Below are 16,202 nucleotides of genomic sequence, written 5' to 3'. Positions count from 1 at the left end.
CACCCCGACACTGCGTGCGCCCCCTCCCCTGTCAGCGCAGCAACCGGCCCGACGCGTGGAGCACACTGCGCGCGGCCCGGCGCACCGCGTCCACGCGCCGCGACTCCACCCAGGGAGGGTCCACGGGAGCGTCCCAGTCGAACACGCGCAGCCGCGACAGGAAGCCCTGCTTCACGCAGCCCTCCAGGCTGAAGACGTGCAGGTCATGCGTCCAGCGCACCGCGAGCCGCAAGTCGCGCGACAGCTCCGTCCAGTCCAGCGGCGGCGCCGAGAGGACCCCTGGCAGCTCCACGCCGCCCCCTGTGCTGCCCACCGCGAGCGAGCCCGTGCCCGGCGCGTAGCTCCACAGGAGCGCGGCGCCTCGGGGACGCACGAAGCTGGTGTAGAGCATCAGCACCTCCCGGTCCGCGGGCACGTCCACCAGACCCGCCACGCGCCGCAGCACGGAGGAGCGCGCCTGGCGCTCATCCACGATGAAGGGGAACTGGTACGCGTCCACGCGGTAGCCATCCACGCGGATGCGCTCCACCAGCGCGTGGTAGCCCGCCCTCGCCTCGCGGGAGCGACCTCCTCGGAGGATGAGCCGCGAGAGCATCCCAGGAAGACTCCGCAGCGGCGCTTCGGCCCACCTGCGCAGCTCCTGGATATCGGGCTCGATGTCCAACCCCACGCCGGCCCACTCGAGCTTCTCGTCGTCCGTCCACGTCCTGAAGGCTTCGTAGCGCGCACGCGCTTGCAGCACGTTGCCCGCGTGGAACCAGTAGCCCTGCTCCGGAGGGAGCAGGAGCCACGCCGTGACGGGGATGCCCGCGCGGTTCAGGCGGCGCACCACATCGGCTCGCTCGGGGCTCAAGTCCAGGAGTCCCAGGCTCACGCCGGCGCGCATCGCCTGGAGATCGTCGATGACGCCTTCGGTGTTGAACAGTTCGCGAAGTGGCTCCGGAGCCAGCTCGCAAAAGAAGGTCAGGAAATGGGGTTTCATGGCAGCCTCGCGCCTCCACGCGTACCCCCTCAGGGGCGCACATTTCCGCGAGGAGCACCATGGAATTTCACAGAGGCCGGATGCTCGACCACGTCCACCTCCGCGCCAAGGACCTGGCGGCGAGCAAGCGGTTCTATCAGGCCATTCTCGAAGTGTTGGGCATCCCGCTGGGCTCGCATGGCCCCGACAACTTCTTCGCGGACGAGCTGTTCGTCAGCACCGCGGACCCCGGTGCGCCGAGTGGACGCGGCGTCCATCTGGCCTTCCAGGCGAAGGACCAGGAGATGGTGAAGCGCGTCTACGAGGTCGCGCTCGCGGCCGGTGGGAAGGACAACGGCGGCCCAGGTGAGCGGCCCTACCACCCGGGCTACTACGCGGCCTTCGTGCTGGACCCGGACGGTAACAACATCGAAGCCGTCTACCATGGCCCGGCGAAGCGCTCCGCGCCGTCCGTGGTCTTCACCGTGTAGGCAGCTGAAGCATGTGAACGGCCCGCTCTGGGGTGTCTCCGAAGCGGGCCGAGTCTCACGAAGCGAAGCGCGGTTCAGTAGCTCCAGGGGAAGCGCTTGAAGTCGCGCTTGCGCTTCTGCACGAAGGCGTCGCGGCCTTCCTGGGCCTCTTCGGTGCCGTAGGCCAGGCGCGTGGCCTCGCCCGCGAAGAGCTGCTGCCCCACCAGACCGTCGTCGGGCAGGTTGAAGGCGTACTTCAGCATCTTGATGGCGGTGGGGCTCTTGGTGTTGATCTCCGCCGCCCACTCCAGCGCGAAGTCCTCCAGCTTCTCGTGGGGCACCACGGCGTTGACCATTCCCATCTGGAAGGCCTCCTGCGCCGAGTAGTTCGCGCCCACGAAGAAGATTTCGCGCGCCCGCTTCTGGCCAATCTGCCGCGCCAGCAGCGCCGAGCCATAGCCACCATCGAAGCTGGCCACGTCCGCGTCGGTCTGCTTGAACACCGCGTGCTCCTGGCTCGCGATGGTCATGTCGCAGACGACATGCAGGCTGTGTCCACCGCCCACGGCCCACCCCGGCACCACGGCGATGACCGCCTTGGGGAGGAAGCGGATCTGCCGCTGGACTTCCAGGATGTGCAGCCGGCCGAGGCGCGCCGGGTCGGACTCGCCTTCCTCGCCCTCGTACTTGTAGCCGTCCTTGCCGCGGATGCGCTGGTCTCCGCCCGAGCAGAACGCCCAGCCGCCGTCCTTGGGGGACGGGCCGTTGCCGGTGATGAGCACGCAGCCCACGTCCGTCATGAAGCGCGTGGCCTCCAGCGCCTTGGACAGTTCGTCGACGGTGCGGGGACGGAAGGCGTTGCGCACCTCGGGACGGTTGAACGCGATGCGCACCGTGCCCTGGTCCACCGCGCGGTGGAAGGTGATGTCCTTGAACTTGTGGCCCTCGACGGGCGTCCAGCGGGCCGGATTGAAGATGGCCGAGACCATGGGTTTCTCACTCGGGAGAAAGGGGGGAACGGGCGCGGACCCTACGCCGGCACGCGGGGAGCGTCCATCGTCCATCCAAGGATGGCGAGGTTCATTCCCCTGGGCTGGTCCCGCATGGGAGCGGTGAGACACTCGCCGCCTACCCATCCGAGCGCGGCGATGCGCAGGAGTTGGTGCAAGAGCGCTTCAAGTCGTTTGGCGTCCATGGTGCGGCACCGGAGGATCGAGCCCGCTGGATGGTCGACGTCAAGCAGACGTCTACGGCTGCGCTCCGCGATGAGGGACAGGCGGAGGCGTCGTCGGAACCTCCACCGCGAGCACTCCGCTGAGAGGCAGCAGTTCGCCAAGGACCTCGACGCACCGCTCACTCGCCAGGATGAGGGTCGGCATCATGGCGAAGCGGACCAGATCCAGGGACGGAGGGCTGGTCGCGTCCATCCACCACGGTTCGGGGATGTCGTACTCCTGCATGCCACAGTTGGCACAGGGACCACTGCCGTAGAATCGCGGCTGGCATTCTGATGCCAATCTCCCTTGCGGCATGAGTGCGAGTTCGTACAGAGGGCCGCGCTTGCTCCCGCTGATGCGCGCCTCAACGGGTGTGATGCCCGTGAGTTTCGCATCCTCGAGTTGCTGGAGCACGTCACCATGAACCAGCAACCTCCACGACTCCTGGAGCACGACAGGCGGCAGGTTGCCGCGGGCCCTGCCCACCAACGGCCCCAGGTGCGTACCTGGCGCAACCAGCGCACCCGCCGGTAGCAACGGCATCACGGCATCACGGAGCCGCGAGTACTCGTCCCACATCGTCTGTCGAGCCTTGCGATACTCGCGCTCACTCGACAGCGTGGTCAGGTCGACTGCCGGATAGTCGAGTCCAAGTCTGGCCCACTCGCCATGGCAGGTGGGACACACCGCACCTGGAAGCCCCCATCGATGCTCGGCTTGATACCCCCCTGGGTAGGCCGGGTCGCGATGCGGCAGCGAGCGACGCAACTCGAAATAGCGCATCACTTCCCTCCAACTCCGCTTGTCGGCACAGCGAACAACTCATCGAGCTTCGTCCAGTAGGACAGGGGCATTCCGACCAGATGATACTTCTGAATCATGAAGCCCGCGTGCTCCATCAGTTCCCACTTCGTAGCCTTACTGATGCCTCGCTCCTTCGCCTCAATGAAAGCGCGCCAATCCGCGTTCCACGGTCCGCCGTCTTTGCCATCGTGGATTTGGCGATGACGCCGCACGTCGATGGCAAGGGCGAACTCGTGGATGTTGATGCCACGCAAGGTGAAGTAGTTCTCGAGCGCGCGAGGGAAAATGTGGTGCTTCTCCTTCGGGACACTGGCCCACTCGGCATACGCCTTTCGGAGTCGCGCCTGGCTCGGCAACTCCTCGGCACGATGCCACGGGATGACGAGCACGGGGCCTCGGCCCGGGAGAGGTTGGGCTGGGCCCCGCATTCGCTGCTGTGAGGCCGCGGCCGACGCCGGCATCGGCCCACGGAAGGCCACCGGAGCGGAAGCAAGGTCCTCGCACCGGTACAGACCGCATTCGCCACTCGCGCACGACAGGGCGACACACCCGCTGTCGTCCTCTGCTGCCGCGGCACACTCTTCGGCGGACACGTCATCAACCGGCAGCAGCGCGGCATCGCGGTGCACCACACTCGATGGCGTCGCGCAGGCCCACAGCAGAATCCCGAGGCAAATCACCCAGGTTGTCCTTCGCATGCGCACTTCCCCCCGCCGGACGTCGGCACTTGTTCACCATGCCCGTCCCGGCATCGGGCCGACCCTATCGGCCCCCGACCGGACAGGCAGGCCCTGCCTTCAAGCGTGTCAGTGGCCATGCTTCCCGTGGACGACTGCTCCGCCCAGCCCAGGAGGCCTTCCGATGAAACGATGGACCCAGCACCTGCTCCTCGGACTCTTGCTGAGCACGCCTCCCCTGGCCCTGGCCGTGGACACCCAGGCGAGCGGGGACTCGGCCCGTCCCTCCCCTGCTCCAGATGCCGAGGGCACGCTTCGGGCCTTCTCCGGCCCGGTGCTCGAAACCGCCCCGGGAACACTCTTCGTCACCGGTCCCAGCGGCGCTTCGATTCCCATCCGCGTGACACATCAGACACGCATCGCCGGAGAGACTGTCCCTCGCGACCAGGACATCGAGACCTATCTGCGCGAGAACCTGAAGCCCGGCCGCTCCGTCCGCGTCCAGTTCGACGTCAGGCCCTTCTCCGACGGTACCCCGCAGAACGTCGCCTCCACCGTCGAGCCGAAAACCTCCCGCGAATCCCCTTCGCCGTGAGCCACGTCGCGAAAGCACCGCGACTCGTTGGAGCCACAGTCATCCGGCCGGGCCCTACTTTTCGGCCCTGGGAAAACCATCGTCCCGTGACACGGTGACGCTGGGCGAATTGCTCGGAAGGTGCCAGCCTGCGGAGCGCACGGTGCAGCCCTTCGCGAGGAACTCCGCGTCATGCCCGCCGACGTCGCCCTGCTCAAGGAAGTGCCCCTCTTCGCCGCCCTCGATGACGAGGAGCGCGCGCTGCTCGCAAACCAGCTCGAGGAAGTGCGCCTGTCCGCCGGAGAGAAGGTGTTCAGCCGAGGAGACCCCGGCGGCGCCATCTACATCGTCAGCTCCGGCGAGGTTCAAATCTCCGTCGAGGACACCACCGGCCAGGTCATCGTCTTCGAGACCGCGCGACGCGGCGACTTCTTCGGCGAGCTGTCCCTGCTGGATGGAGACCCGCGCAGCGCGGATGCCCGCGCCATCCAGGAAACGTCCGCCCTCAAGGTGGACCGCGCCGACCTCGAGCTCCTCTTCCGGCGCCACCCCTCCAGCGCCATGGACGTGCTGACCGCCATCGGCCGTCGCCTGCGCGAAGCAGACAAGATGCTGCACAGCCGGCCATCACTCAGCCCCAACGAGATGGTGGAGGAGCGACTGACGACCATCCAACGACTCGCGGATGGACTGGCCGCCTTCAGCGGTACCTTCACCTTCATGATGCTGCACGCCGTGTGGTTCGCGGTGTGGATCACCATCAACCTGGGATGGATTCCCACGTTCCACGCGTTCGACCCGTTCCCCTTCGGCCTGCTCACCATGGTGGTCAGCCTGGAGGCCATCTTCCTGTCCTGCTTCGTCCTCATCAGCCAGAGCCGGCAGGCCGCCAAGGACCGCATCCGCTCCGACGTCGAGTACGAAGCCAACATCCGCGCCGGCATGGAGGTCACCCAGCTCCACTCCAAGCTGGACCACCTCTACGCGCAGACCATGGCCCGCCTGGACGCCGTCGAGCGCGGGCGCCCACCCTCGGCGCCGGCGACCTCCAAGCCCGGCCAGCCCGCGGCATCCCAGGGCTGACCGAGCCACCGCTGGCTCCAGGCTCAGTTTGGCGCGGAAGCCCAACTCGCCTCCATCGAGCGGAAGTGCAACGCCAGTTGGCGTCAGGGGGCGCAGATGATGACCGAATCAACCTCCAGGTCTGGCGGGTCATAGACCGCCGCGGTATCCGGCCCGACGTTCCAGGTCCCCTCCGGCTGCACCGCGAAGTCGATATAGGGGCGCCACCCATCGGCGAGCGCCGTGCGGAAAGCCTCGTCGGTGACCCTCCCGTTGAAGCCAGACGTCTGGTAGGTCGCGGTCCGCACCAGGATGCGCGAAGAGCCCAGGCTGTCCCGATAGTAGTATCGGGCGATCGCCGGAACCGCGGCGGCGTCCCACTCGACTTCCCAGACGTGCGCCGCGGAAACCAGGTTGGCGAAGGGGCCGACCTCGTTGTTCGAGGTGTGAATCATCGGGCTCGAGCCGACGTGCGTGGTGGCCGAGAACTTGTTCGGGTCATTGGCCGTGCCCTTGGGGGAATCCCACCAGGTCTCGATGAGGTCGAGCTCGCCATAGCGTGCATCGCCGAAGCTGTTGCGGGCCCACAGGGCGGGGAACGTGCCGGGCATGGGGGCCGGCATCCTCGCGTGGAAGGCCATCGCCCCCTTTCCCGGAGCGAAGGTGCCCTTCCCCTTCAGCCATGCGCCCGAGTAGTAGTTCGTGCCCGCGCACCTGGCGGGATTCTCCGGCGTGATGTTGGGATAGGGGTCCGCGCAGTGGCGCTTGGAGGCGACCTTCAGCTTGCCGTCCTCCACCTACACGTTGGCGCGGAGCATCTTGGTGAGCTGCGTGAACGCGCCCCCGCTGGGGTTGTTGTTTCCCTGGATGACGTCCCACTTCGTGGTGTCGAGGGCAGTCCCGTCGAAGTCGTCGCGGAAGACCTCGTTGATGAAACCCGGAGGGCAGTCGAGCTTCGTGACAGGGATGGGAGGGCCCGCCGGGCCGGGGAAGAGGTTCTCCCTGGGGATGATGCCCTTCGGCGTCGACGGCGATGACCACGAGAGCGTGGCCACGGCGTTGCCAGTGTTCTCGAAGTACTCGAGCACGATGTCGTAGGGCTCGCCGGCCTGGAGCGCGCTGGTCCCGGAGTTCTCGATGGCGCCGTGTGCGGTCCAGTTGTCGATGATGCGCATGCCATTCACCGTCAGGCGGATGCCATCGTCGCTGGTGGTGTAGAAGGTGTACGTCTCCGTGTGGTCGGCGCTGACCTTGCCCGTCCAGCGCACGCTGAAGGTCTCGGCGCCGAGGTCGGTGAGAGGCGCGGCCGCTCCCCAATTGAAATCGACGGTGGCATCCACTCGACTCACCGAAGCGCCAGTGAAGTCGATGTTGTCGAAATATTGCCCCTGGAGCCCGGTGCCGCTGCGACCGGTGACGTCGAGCCAGATGATGGACGAGACCAGAGATCCGGCCGCCGCACTGTTCTCGAAGAGCAGCTCGGTCCGGAGCAACCTTGCGTCCGCAACGTCCAGGCTGGCGAACGTGTCGCTGAAGTTCCCGGGAGTGGTGGTGAGTCCGTGGAGGGGCCCCGTGGCGAGCAGGGTCGCGCCATCGTAGAGCTTCACGCGGAGCGAGCCGGCGCCTCCGTTGATGGCCCATCCGTCGTAGTTCACGACGACTTTCGATGCGCCGCCGGGCATGGCGCTGTCGTGATAGCCCAGGGTCAGGGTCGATGACGTTCTCGCGGGGGCGCTGCGCGCGAACGAGCCGCCGCGATCACTCGCCGCGAAGGAGACACCGTCATCCATCAATCCATGGATGGGCGCGCTTCCTCCGCCCGCCCAGATGCCGCTCATGGCCTCGTCGCTGCTGGGAGACACACTGGACGAGACGAGCGCCGAGGGGGCTGTCTCACTCGCTTCGAGGTCGTCACCCTTCTCGGAAGAGGAGCCGTGGCACGCCGCGAGGAAGGCAAGGGAGAAGACAGGGAGAGTCCGGAGCGTACGTATCGCTCTGTTCATGAAGAGCACCCTTGGTAGGCACAGCGCCAGGAATTCCAGATGTCTCAAATTCCATGTAGCGCGGTTGCACCAACAATTGTGCACGGGGCTTTCTCACCCCGTCAAGCCATCGCTTCGCTTGTCTTCACGAGTGCGTCGCAATCCGGAAGACTTCTCCATCAGGGACGGAACCATTCCTCTCTCATGATGACAATGACACCTTCGCAAGGGATTGAACCGCTCCAGCGCGCCCGCGTCGAAGTCGCTGTCGAGGTGCGCCCGCGTGGTGCGGCGCCGGCGCATGAGCTGTGCCTTGATGTGCTGGGCGACTCCTCGCGCCTGCGAGACCTGGAGCTGTCTGTGTCAGTTCGCGTCGGTGGCCTGGGCGACCGGAACGCGGCACATCTCCAGGAGCTTCTTCTTCTGGACGGCCGAGGCGCCCGCCCAGTCCGGATGTTCCGAGGCGACGCAGGTCGGCTGGGAGGGGGCCTCGGGCGGAGCCTCCGGCCTGGCGATCAACGCACCAGGGCCGCTGGTCTGTCCCAACTCCAGCTCCAGCAGCATGCCGCGGATGGCCTCCGCCTCATCCTTCCCGGTCATCTGGTCCCGGCCGTGCCAGAGCGAGCCGGTGATGACATTCTTGTCGCATCTCGGCACCCAGGTGGGCGGGGCGTCACTGCACACCGCGCGGCCATCCAAGGTGGGATTGCCGAACAAGTCCATCCGGGTGACGCCGTCCTCGCGTGGCGTCAGCAGCACGAAGAACATGGACCCCACCGTATTCGTGGAGCCGTAGACGATGTCGCCCCCCGACACCGTGGTCAACGCCGTGCGCTGTCCCTTGAAGACGTAGACGAGGCTCCCGTCCTTGCGGACTTGCTTCTCCGTCACTGGGAAGCCGCGCTTGCTCATCAACTCCGTGATGCGTCGCGCGGCGTCATCCGGGCCTCCTTGGAGGAGTGCCTCGGACTTCTTCGCGTCCAGGAATGAGTGACTGCTGGTCCGAATGCTGGAGATGCAGCCGCTGCCCAGCATCACCATTCCCGCCAGGGCCCATGCTTGGATTTTCATGGGAAGGCTTCCTAGCATTTGTCATTCCAAGCCCATCGCTCGTCAGGCTTTCGAGCGGAGAGGGCCCCGGCACCTCGCATCCGCGCGCCGCGTGTCTTCATGACAGACCTTGATGCGGGGAAGTACGTAGATGCTGATTCCGCATGTTTTGCGGAAATCGCACTGCCATTTCTTCCACGCGCGTGTCTCCACCCGCCCGGGCCCCGAAGTGGCCAGGGACGGGCGGGCACTGACTCCGGGCGTTGAGGACAGCCAGCTCAGGGCTCGGGGAAGCCTTCGCGCACCCACACGTTGGCGGTGTCCCTGTTGAACTTGAAGTTCATGGGCACGCGATGCTTCGCGACAGTCGCACCCGCGTCGTCGGTGGCCGAGAGCAGCGCGTGGGGCTCATACTCATCGGCCACGATCTCCAGCAGGACCTCGTACCAACGGCCCTCCCAGGCGATGGAGAGCTTCCGGGTCAGGGCCTGGTCGCGCTGTCGCGCGGAGCGGTCGAGGACCTCCGAGGCCGTCTTCACGAAGGTCGCGAACGCGGGCGCATCGAAGGGCTTGGGGTTCTTCTTGTCGCGGCCCATCACCCACGGACTGATGAGGACGGGCTCGGCAATCCCCTGCTTGCGGATCTCCACGGCCCAGCCGTCATCGTCCTCGTTCTTGATGACCCGGGCCGACCAGCCATTCTTCTGCCAGAACGTGGGCTCCATCACTTCAGGCTCGGTAGGCGTTCGCTCGTCGCTCATGGTCGTTCCTCATACCCTCCGATGGCCATTTGCCAGAGCAGAGAATGAGCTTTCCCCACCACCACGGAAGTCGACCGTGCGCTCGACCGCCTCGCGGCCGAGCGCTCCTCGCTGGATGGGAGGCGGCGGGGATCGAACCCACGGCCGGCGTTGCGAAAACCCCAGCAGAATCGCGCCCTTACCTCGCAACCGCCCGGAACCACTCGGATTCGACTTCCCTCCGCGTCCCGCCCCGTCCCGGTTCGTCCCAACCCGTTCCGCAGCCTTCTGCGACATACGTGCAACATGGCGCCAGCCCCCGAGCAGTGAGGGCCGGCACCTGGGCGCCGTCCTAAACGACGGAGCGCGATTCCCGATCGGCCTGGAGAGTAGGCGGGCGCCAGCAGCGCGGTGATGGGGCTGCGCCACCTCCACCGTGGTGGCCGCCGTGCTGCGCTAGCAGGAGCGCGGCCGTGAGGGACTGCGAGATGGCAGAGCCTTCAACGGCCAGGTCGCCCGCGACCATGGGACGCGCGCTGGCCTCGGTGGGCGCACGTCGCAAGGGTGCGCTGCCCCTGGCCCGCGCGGCGGCGGCGGCACCAGCGCCAGTGGCAATTGAAGTGCCGGGCCACCTACGCCCGTCCCCAGGAGCCCGTCCTCTACGAGGACGAGATGGACGTGCACCTCAACCCCAAAATCGGGCCTGAGCTGGGGAGAGCGCCCGGGCTGTCCGGCCACGCTTCATGCCTATCTCAAACATGTAAACCATGCAATAATTGAATAGACAACAAATACAGCAAACTGCAAGAAGGAGGCAGTTGGTGTGATGCCGACTGTTTGCACACAAAGGAATTCCATGTCCAAGCTTCACAAGGCGCTGCTGACAGCTTCCGTTGCGCTCCTCGGTTTGAACGGGTGTGGCGGCGCCGACCTCCCGGACGCGGAGGTGGTCAGCACCCGCCAGGGGGTGGAATCCGCGACGGCCATCCCTCTCCCAATCCCCGCCTGCGCGCTTCTCCCCGATACGGACCGCGACGGCGTCTGCGACGTGGTGGAGCTGTTGCTGGGCACCAATCCCAACAACCCCGACACGGACGGAGACCGCCTCAACGACTACGCGGAGTCGTTCGGCTTCGGCGGTGGCCTGGACCTGACGGCCCTCGGCGCGAACGCGCGCAGGAAGGACGTCTTCGTGGAGGTGGACTACTATCCCAACCTCAGGCCCAGCCAGGCCACGCTGGACAAGGTCATCACGGCTTTCGCCAGCGCGCCGGTGAGCAATCCGGATGGGTCCACTGGCATCACGCTGCACCTGGTGCTGGATCAGCAGATCGCCGCCGCGGACGCGGACATGAACCTGAGCCCCGTGTGGACGGAATTCGACGTCATCAAGGCGAAGTACTTCGCCGCCGCCCGCGCGCCCTACTTTCACTACGCGGTGTTCGCGCACCAACACAACGGGAACTTCTCCAGCGGTATCTCTCGCGGCCTCCCCGCGCATGACTTCCTGATGACGTTGGGCTCTTTCAATGGCACCGAGCAACAGCAGGCCGGCACCCTCATGCACGAACTGGGTCACAACCTGGGCCTGGACCACGGTGGCAACGACGGAGCCAACTACAAGCCCAACTACCTGAGCATCATGAACTACGAATACCAGTTCTATGGATTCGAACTTGGCGGCACGGTCGGCGCGCTCGACTACTCGCGTGTGCACGTGGATTCCATCAACGAGGCGGCCGTCAATGAGCTCACCGCGTTCGCGGCCGTCGCCCCGTCCACCGGGTCGGAACTGACTAGGTACTACGGGCTGCGCTTCAACGACGCCCAGGTGGCGATGTTCTCCGCAGCCGACTTCGTCGACTTCAACAACAACCGCCAATACGACTTCAACACCATTGCGTTGGACTTCAACCGCGACGGCGACGCGACGGATGTGTACCCCGTGTCGCAGAACGACTGGGCGGCCCTGTTGTACGACGGCGGCGGCCAGATTGGCTTCGCCACGCCGGGCATCACCCAGGACCTGGGCCGCGAGGAGCTGTTCCTCGTCGCCCCCGAGAAGATGGAGCCCTGCCTCACCGGGGACCCGCGCGACGCCCGCTAACCCGCTTAAGGTAAATCGGTGAACCGTGCTCGGAGAGGGAGCGGATGACCTCTCCGAGTGCGCGGCCTTTCCCAGCCCCGTGCTGCGTGCCGTCACCGCACGACGCGCAGCATGAGACCTATCGAGAATCGCGCTCCGTCGTTTAGTTCGTGCTGATTTCGTCCTGGGATGCCTCAAAGCCTTGGGGACGCCGAATGCCCAGCTCGGTCAGCTCCTCGCCGGCCAGCTTCATGAGCTTGAGCAGCTCGGCTTCCGCGTCCTCCTGCCCGAAGACCTCACCGTCCCCCAGCCAGTGGCGCGGGTCCGCCGCCAACTCGCGCGCCGACCGGTAGCGGTCAGCGGGCTTCGCTTGAAGAAGCCGGCCCAACGTCACCCGCAACCCCTGCGGGAGGTTCTCCGTCAACGCGTCCAGGTCCGCCTGCGAGTAGGTCGCCGCGCGCCAGATTACGTCTTCAACCATGGGGTGACTGTTCGCGAGGCGGGCCCGTCGGATGGCACGCCGGACGCGCACGCGCTGCCTGACCGACAGCGAGCCCTTCACCTCTTCGGTCAGGTCGTCCGGAGCGTCGAGAAGGTTCCTCCCCGTCGCGATTTCGAGCATGACGACGCCGAGCGCGAAGAGGTCCGAACGCGCATCAACACGACCGGTCAGGAGCATTTCAGGAGAAGAGTAGAACGCATCCCCCAGCGGACGGCGCACCGTGGATGAAACGCGCCCAGGCAAGTCCGACAGGGCGAGTCCGAAGTCGGCAACCTGCACGCCACCCTTCCAGTCAACGAAGATGGTCCCCACGTCGACGGCCCGGTGAACGATGTTGAGGGGCTTCCCCTCGCCGTCCCTGGCCTCGTGGGCGTGCTCAAGAGCCGCAGCCACCTTGGCCCCCACGTACAGCGCGAACAGGGGCGAGAACCGGCGCCCGCACTCCGCAGCGAGCGTCAGCATGTCGCTCACGCTGTGCCCTGACGGATGATCGGTGATGACGTACCAGCACCCTTCCGCCTTGTGCATCCTGTGGACGCGAAGGATCCCCGGATGGTTGAGGAAGGTCGCAAGACGCACCTGCTCTTCGAGCCTTACCCTTGCCCGCTTGACGCCCGCCCCCTCCTGGCCCGTCTGGAGGCCAACCGCATTGAGCAGCACCTTCCCGCGGGGGTGGTTGCCCTCCAGCGTCCGGCGCCGCGCGACGAAGAGGCTCAGCCCGTGGTGCGCATCGAACGCATCGCTCCTCTGTCCTCGGGAATGCCGAGCCTCCGTTTCCCCTTCCCCGAGTAGTGCGGAACGCTGCTGGAAAGTGCGCCTGCGCGTCGAGGGCTCAACGCCAGCGCATCCCGTTACGAAGAGAACGGCGCACAGTATTCAGCGGACAGCACACATTCTTCACCCCCATGCCTCTCTCCAAGGAAGGCAAGTGGGTTGAATGCTGGCATTCCCGTCTGACAAACGGCTGGGAACCGACTGCGCGGCGGAACCTTACAACGTCACCCCGACATGCCTCGAAGGCCCGTCAGGGGAAGGTCACGTTGCTAATCGTCACCGTGCGCGGCCCATTGGCCTCCCACAGCTTGAGGGCGAAGGGGCCGCGTGCGGATTCGCCGGAAGCCTCTGTTTCAATCACCACTCGCCCCTTTCCACCTGGGGTGATGGGTGATTCTTGCCAGACACGAAGCACCTTCAATTCCGTTCCAGGAACACCGCGTAGGGCGGCGCCGCTCGCAATCCACGGCAGTTCTCCGCGCAGGCCACTCAGTAAGACTTCCAGGGCTACACGCCCTGTCGAGCGATAGCTTTGCACCTTGAAAGGCTGAAGTACGCTCTTCGAGTCCGAGGGAATCGCCTCCGTCACAATTCTCCCGGCCACACCACTCACATCAATGCCGCCCATCGCGAGCAAGCCTACCAGCCCCCGGGACTCCATGTTCCGAGACCAAGCGCGCGCTTTCCTCCTGGCACCGCTGTGTCTCGGCTCGCGCTTCTCTTGCCTCTTGCCGGTACGACTCGACGGTTCTTGTATTCCGATACACCTCGACAACCGTGTCCGCACGCGCGGGATGGACGGTCAGTGAGAAGGATGCCCTGGGAGGCGCCGCGCCATCACGGAATCTCACCGAAACCCGGAACTTCTCTCCGGGACTCACTTTCGCAGAAGGGACCAACCGCATCGTCATGCGGCCCATGTCGACAATTGAGAATACCCCCCTCTCGTCCAATTCGACCCCATCTTGAGCCAGCTCAGAGTCGAAGAGAAGCATCGTGGACAAAAGTGCACGTACTGAGCCGCATTGCCCGCCGGCTTATTCGCGTTTTCATGAGAGACGAGTCACAGAATCGACATCGACATACAACGTCCGCCACCTGACAAAACTCTTGTCCCATCGCACAATATCGACAATCCGACAAAAAGACAGACATTGGAGTGGCTCGCGGGAGTTGTCCCCGCCCCGTAGCACACAAAGAAGTCGCGGCTATCACCTTGCTTCAGCAGCACCGCTGGACTGTTCTCACCCCACACCTGGAGACGAATCATGAGGCTTGTTCTATTTGCCACAACCCTCGCACTACTTGTTGGCCCTCGGGTTGCCCAAGCCCAGTGCAACACCACTGTCGTTGATGTCGGGCTCGTGACGACCGTGACAGTAACCGTGACGGGCGACGCACATGGATGCGAATGGGCAGACCTCAATCCCAATCGCTCCAACCTGACTTCCGTAACTGGAGCACTTGTCGCCTTGCCGGGAGCTACACGCCAATTCCTATTGCACGAGGGAAAGAGCTTCTGGCAACCGGGCGTCCTGGAACTAGGTGAAGCCGCGGACGGCGGTTGCAATACTAGCACGGATCCATACGTAATAACCTGCTCTTCCGCGATAGAATACTTCCCCAGTCGCAAGCCCAACTACAGATTGTGCGGAATCCGCGCTGGGCCCTTGCGCCCGCTCGAGAGCGCAACTACGGCATGTGTCTTTACTGCACTCTAAGGCAGAGCACCTCACTCTCCTGACCGCCAAAGTCGCCGCACCCAAGCCCTCAATTGGCCTCGGTGCGGCGATGTTCGTTCTGAAGGACCACGGCGCTTCGTGCAACACCTTCTCTCGGGTGGCTACGCTACTCGCCCTCATCGGCAAGCAGCTCGCGCAACTCCACAACGGACGCTTTCGCGACGAGTGCCTCAGCATGGAATGGTTTCGTTCCAGGGTAGAGGCGAAGGTTGTCATCGAGGCGTGGCGGCAGCACTACAACCTGGTCCGGCCACACTCGAGCCTCGGCTACCTCACGCCTCTGGAATTTCGACGGCAGTGCGAAGCAGTGGTACCCACTCCATCCCGGCCGGCACCTCTCGCGTAAAAGGATCCAGGCAGGTCATCTTCTCTGATGCGATGGTGCGCGATGTGTTGCTGAATGAGAGTCTAGGGAGAGAGCCTGATGAAGAAAAACCTGATGTGCCTGACCGCCGTGTTCACGCTTTCCGTTGCCGTTCCCTCCTTCGCTTCTGAGCCACCCCCGGAGAGCAGCGCCGCCAGCATCTGCCCAATGACGAAGGTGAACGAGAACACGCTGAAGCTGAAGCCGAATAACTCATTCCCCGTGGGCGGAATCAAGGCCCCCAAGGTGTCGTGCCACGACAACAAGGAGAAGTTCAAAGCCGGGTACCACTTCAAGCTCTTCGTCTCCCCCGACCGTAAAGAAAGAATCGACTACCTTCACAAGCCCGAGGAAATCCAGGCCGCGTGCCAGAACGCCTGCATCGAGCAGTCGAAAAATTGCAAAGAGACGTTCGCGAAAGGTGACAAATCCAAAGTAGCCATGTGCACCGCCCAACTCCACGATTGCATGGCCGCCCACAACGAGTCTCATTCAGCCGTCTTCAAGAAGATTTCGGATACACACTGCACAAAGTACGGCGAACCCTGAACGACGGGTCGCAGTTCTCGAATGGCCTTATGCTGCGAGTCGAGCGGGACCAGCGCGCAGCAGCCGGCTTGCAGTCCGCTGCGCGTTGCGAGCTGCCAAGAGGCATCCACTCTTGCTGGGGTGCAGAGCCGCGTTGTCCGGGATGAAGTGCAGGCGCCGTTTAGTCGCGGGGCTTGAGGTTATGAGCAGGCATCCCATTCACGACGTAAGTCTTCGCGAAGCGTACGGTAATCCGCATCACTTCACTGGCATCCGTCGGTTCGACGTGCGCCACTCGCCCAGGACGAAGCCGTCAATCAGCTCTCCGGGGCGCAGTTCGTCCGTGCGAATCCAGCCGCACGCCACCGTGCGCCAGCAATGGTCGGGCGTCACGACCAGCACGCGACCATCCATCATCACAAGCTTGCAGCGGGGCTGCGACAGGGCGAGATTATCGGGCTCCAGTGGAACGATCTGGACCTGCCCCAGGGCTTGCTGAGCGTCAACCGGACCATTTGGCGCGGTGTGGAGGACTCGCCTAATACTACTTGATCAGATGCAGGACGGCCCGAGAGGAGGAGCGCGAGCTCCGAGTCTGCGGAGGCACAGCGGGCAATGGCCGATGCGGCGCAGCAGCAGGTGCTGAAGGCGACGTCGAACCTGGGGCAG

Annotated in this window: 14 protein-coding genes and 3 pseudogenes; 6 read left to right on the top strand and 11 right to left on the bottom strand. The window is 64.9% G+C overall.

The window, feature by feature from the left end; all coding sequences use genetic code 11:
- Positions 1-31: 31 nt before the first annotated feature.
- A complete protein-coding gene (locus FJV41_RS38770; protein WP_141647650.1) occupies positions 32-982 on the bottom strand; it encodes a hypothetical protein in 951 nt (316 codons plus the stop codon).
- A 59-nt stretch (positions 983-1,041) separates the two neighbouring features.
- On the opposite strand from FJV41_RS38770, the gene FJV41_RS38765 reads away from it, so the two are divergent.
- Positions 1,042-1,452: a VOC family protein gene (locus FJV41_RS38765; protein WP_141647649.1), complete on the top strand. Its 411-nt coding sequence runs from the start codon at positions 1,042-1,044 to the stop codon at positions 1,450-1,452.
- Between the two features lie 74 nt (positions 1,453-1,526).
- Here the strand turns inward: FJV41_RS38765 and FJV41_RS38760 are convergent, their stop codons facing one another.
- The 3 genes from FJV41_RS38760 to sitA6 form a co-directional block, all read right to left on the bottom strand.
- A complete protein-coding gene (locus FJV41_RS38760; RefSeq protein ID WP_141647648.1) occupies positions 1,527-2,420 on the bottom strand; it encodes a 1,4-dihydroxy-2-naphthoyl-CoA synthase in 894 nt (297 codons plus the stop codon).
- A gap of 258 nt (positions 2,421-2,678) precedes the next feature.
- Positions 2,679-3,431, bottom strand: a complete 753-nt coding sequence (gene sitI6, locus FJV41_RS38755) for a SitI6 family double-CXXCG motif immunity protein (protein WP_141647647.1) — start codon at positions 3,429-3,431, stop codon at positions 2,679-2,681.
- Positions 3,431-4,150 carry a SitA6 family polymorphic toxin lipoprotein gene (gene sitA6, locus FJV41_RS38750; RefSeq protein WP_141647646.1) on the bottom strand — a complete coding sequence of 240 codons (720 nt, stop codon included), beginning with the start codon at positions 4,148-4,150 and terminating at the stop codon, positions 3,431-3,433. The genes sitI6 and sitA6 overlap by 1 nt, the downstream gene beginning before the upstream one ends.
- Positions 4,151-4,313: 163 nt before the next feature.
- On the opposite strand from sitA6, the gene FJV41_RS38745 reads away from it, so the two are divergent.
- Positions 4,314-4,724 carry a hypothetical protein gene (locus FJV41_RS38745; protein ID WP_141647645.1) on the top strand — a complete coding sequence of 137 codons (411 nt, stop codon included), beginning with the start codon at positions 4,314-4,316 and terminating at the stop codon, positions 4,722-4,724.
- A 171-nt stretch (positions 4,725-4,895) separates the two neighbouring features.
- Positions 4,896-5,786 (top strand): DUF1003 domain-containing protein, encoded by an 891-nt coding sequence (locus tag FJV41_RS38740; RefSeq protein WP_141647644.1) that lies wholly within the window; start codon positions 4,896-4,898, stop codon positions 5,784-5,786.
- Positions 5,787-5,869: 83 nt separating this feature from the next.
- Here FJV41_RS38740 and FJV41_RS38735 read toward each other — a convergent pair whose 3' ends face one another.
- From FJV41_RS38735 to FJV41_RS38720, 4 genes are all read right to left on the bottom strand, one after another.
- Positions 5,870-6,562: a LamG domain-containing protein gene (locus FJV41_RS38735; protein ID WP_141647643.1), complete on the bottom strand. Its 693-nt coding sequence runs from the start codon at positions 6,560-6,562 to the stop codon at positions 5,870-5,872.
- Entirely contained in the window at positions 6,563-7,603 is a 1,041-nt protein-coding gene (locus FJV41_RS38730; RefSeq protein WP_181791230.1) for a PA14 domain-containing protein, read from the bottom strand.
- Positions 7,604-8,110: 507 nt separating this feature from the next.
- Complete coding sequence (locus tag FJV41_RS38725) at positions 8,111-8,818, bottom strand: hypothetical protein (RefSeq protein WP_141647641.1); 708 nt, start codon at positions 8,816-8,818, stop codon at positions 8,111-8,113.
- A gap of 257 nt (positions 8,819-9,075) precedes the next feature.
- Positions 9,076-9,558 (bottom strand): hypothetical protein, encoded by a 483-nt coding sequence (locus FJV41_RS38720; RefSeq protein WP_141647640.1) that lies wholly within the window; start codon positions 9,556-9,558, stop codon positions 9,076-9,078.
- An 835-nt stretch (positions 9,559-10,393) separates the two neighbouring features.
- Here FJV41_RS38720 and FJV41_RS38715 point away from each other — a divergent pair.
- The gene (locus tag FJV41_RS38715; protein ID WP_141647639.1) at positions 10,394-11,644 is read left to right on the top strand and encodes a zinc metalloprotease; all 1,251 of its coding nucleotides are present in this window, start codon (positions 10,394-10,396) and stop codon (positions 11,642-11,644) included.
- Positions 11,645-11,786: 142 nt separating this feature from the next.
- Here the strand turns inward: FJV41_RS38715 and FJV41_RS38710 are convergent.
- Together FJV41_RS38710 and FJV41_RS56940 are read right to left on the bottom strand one after the other, a co-directional pair.
- Positions 11,787-12,872: pseudogene (locus FJV41_RS38710) on the bottom strand (protein kinase domain-containing protein); the annotation flags it as partial.
- A gap of 277 nt (positions 12,873-13,149) precedes the next feature.
- Positions 13,150-13,894: pseudogene (locus FJV41_RS56940) on the bottom strand (DUF2381 family protein).
- An 892-nt stretch (positions 13,895-14,786) separates the two neighbouring features.
- On the opposite strand from FJV41_RS56940, the pseudogene FJV41_RS38700 reads away from it, so the two are divergent.
- Positions 14,787-14,987 (top strand): annotated as a pseudogene (locus FJV41_RS38700) (integrase core domain-containing protein); the annotation flags it as partial.
- Between the two features lie 78 nt (positions 14,988-15,065).
- The gene (locus tag FJV41_RS38695) at positions 15,066-15,554 is read left to right on the top strand and encodes a hypothetical protein (RefSeq protein ID WP_141647637.1); all 489 of its coding nucleotides are present in this window, start codon (positions 15,066-15,068) and stop codon (positions 15,552-15,554) included.
- Positions 15,555-15,791: 237 nt separating this feature from the next.
- On the opposite strand, the gene FJV41_RS54195 is transcribed toward FJV41_RS38695, so the two are convergent.
- Positions 15,792-15,950, bottom strand: coding sequence for a Hint domain-containing protein (locus FJV41_RS54195; RefSeq protein WP_246137689.1), 159 nt, complete (start codon positions 15,948-15,950; stop codon positions 15,792-15,794).
- Positions 15,951-16,202: the final 252 nt, after the last annotated feature.

The organism is Myxococcus llanfairpwllgwyngyllgogerychwyrndrobwllllantysiliogogogochensis (assembly GCF_006636215.1).
In the GTDB taxonomy this organism is placed as follows: Bacteria; Myxococcota; Myxococcia; order Myxococcales; family Myxococcaceae; genus Myxococcus; species Myxococcus llanfairpwllgwyngyllgogerychwyrndrobwllllantysiliogogogochensis.
The sequence above is the reverse complement of the archived record's forward strand: the minus strand, read 5'-3'. Positions and strand labels throughout refer to the sequence as shown.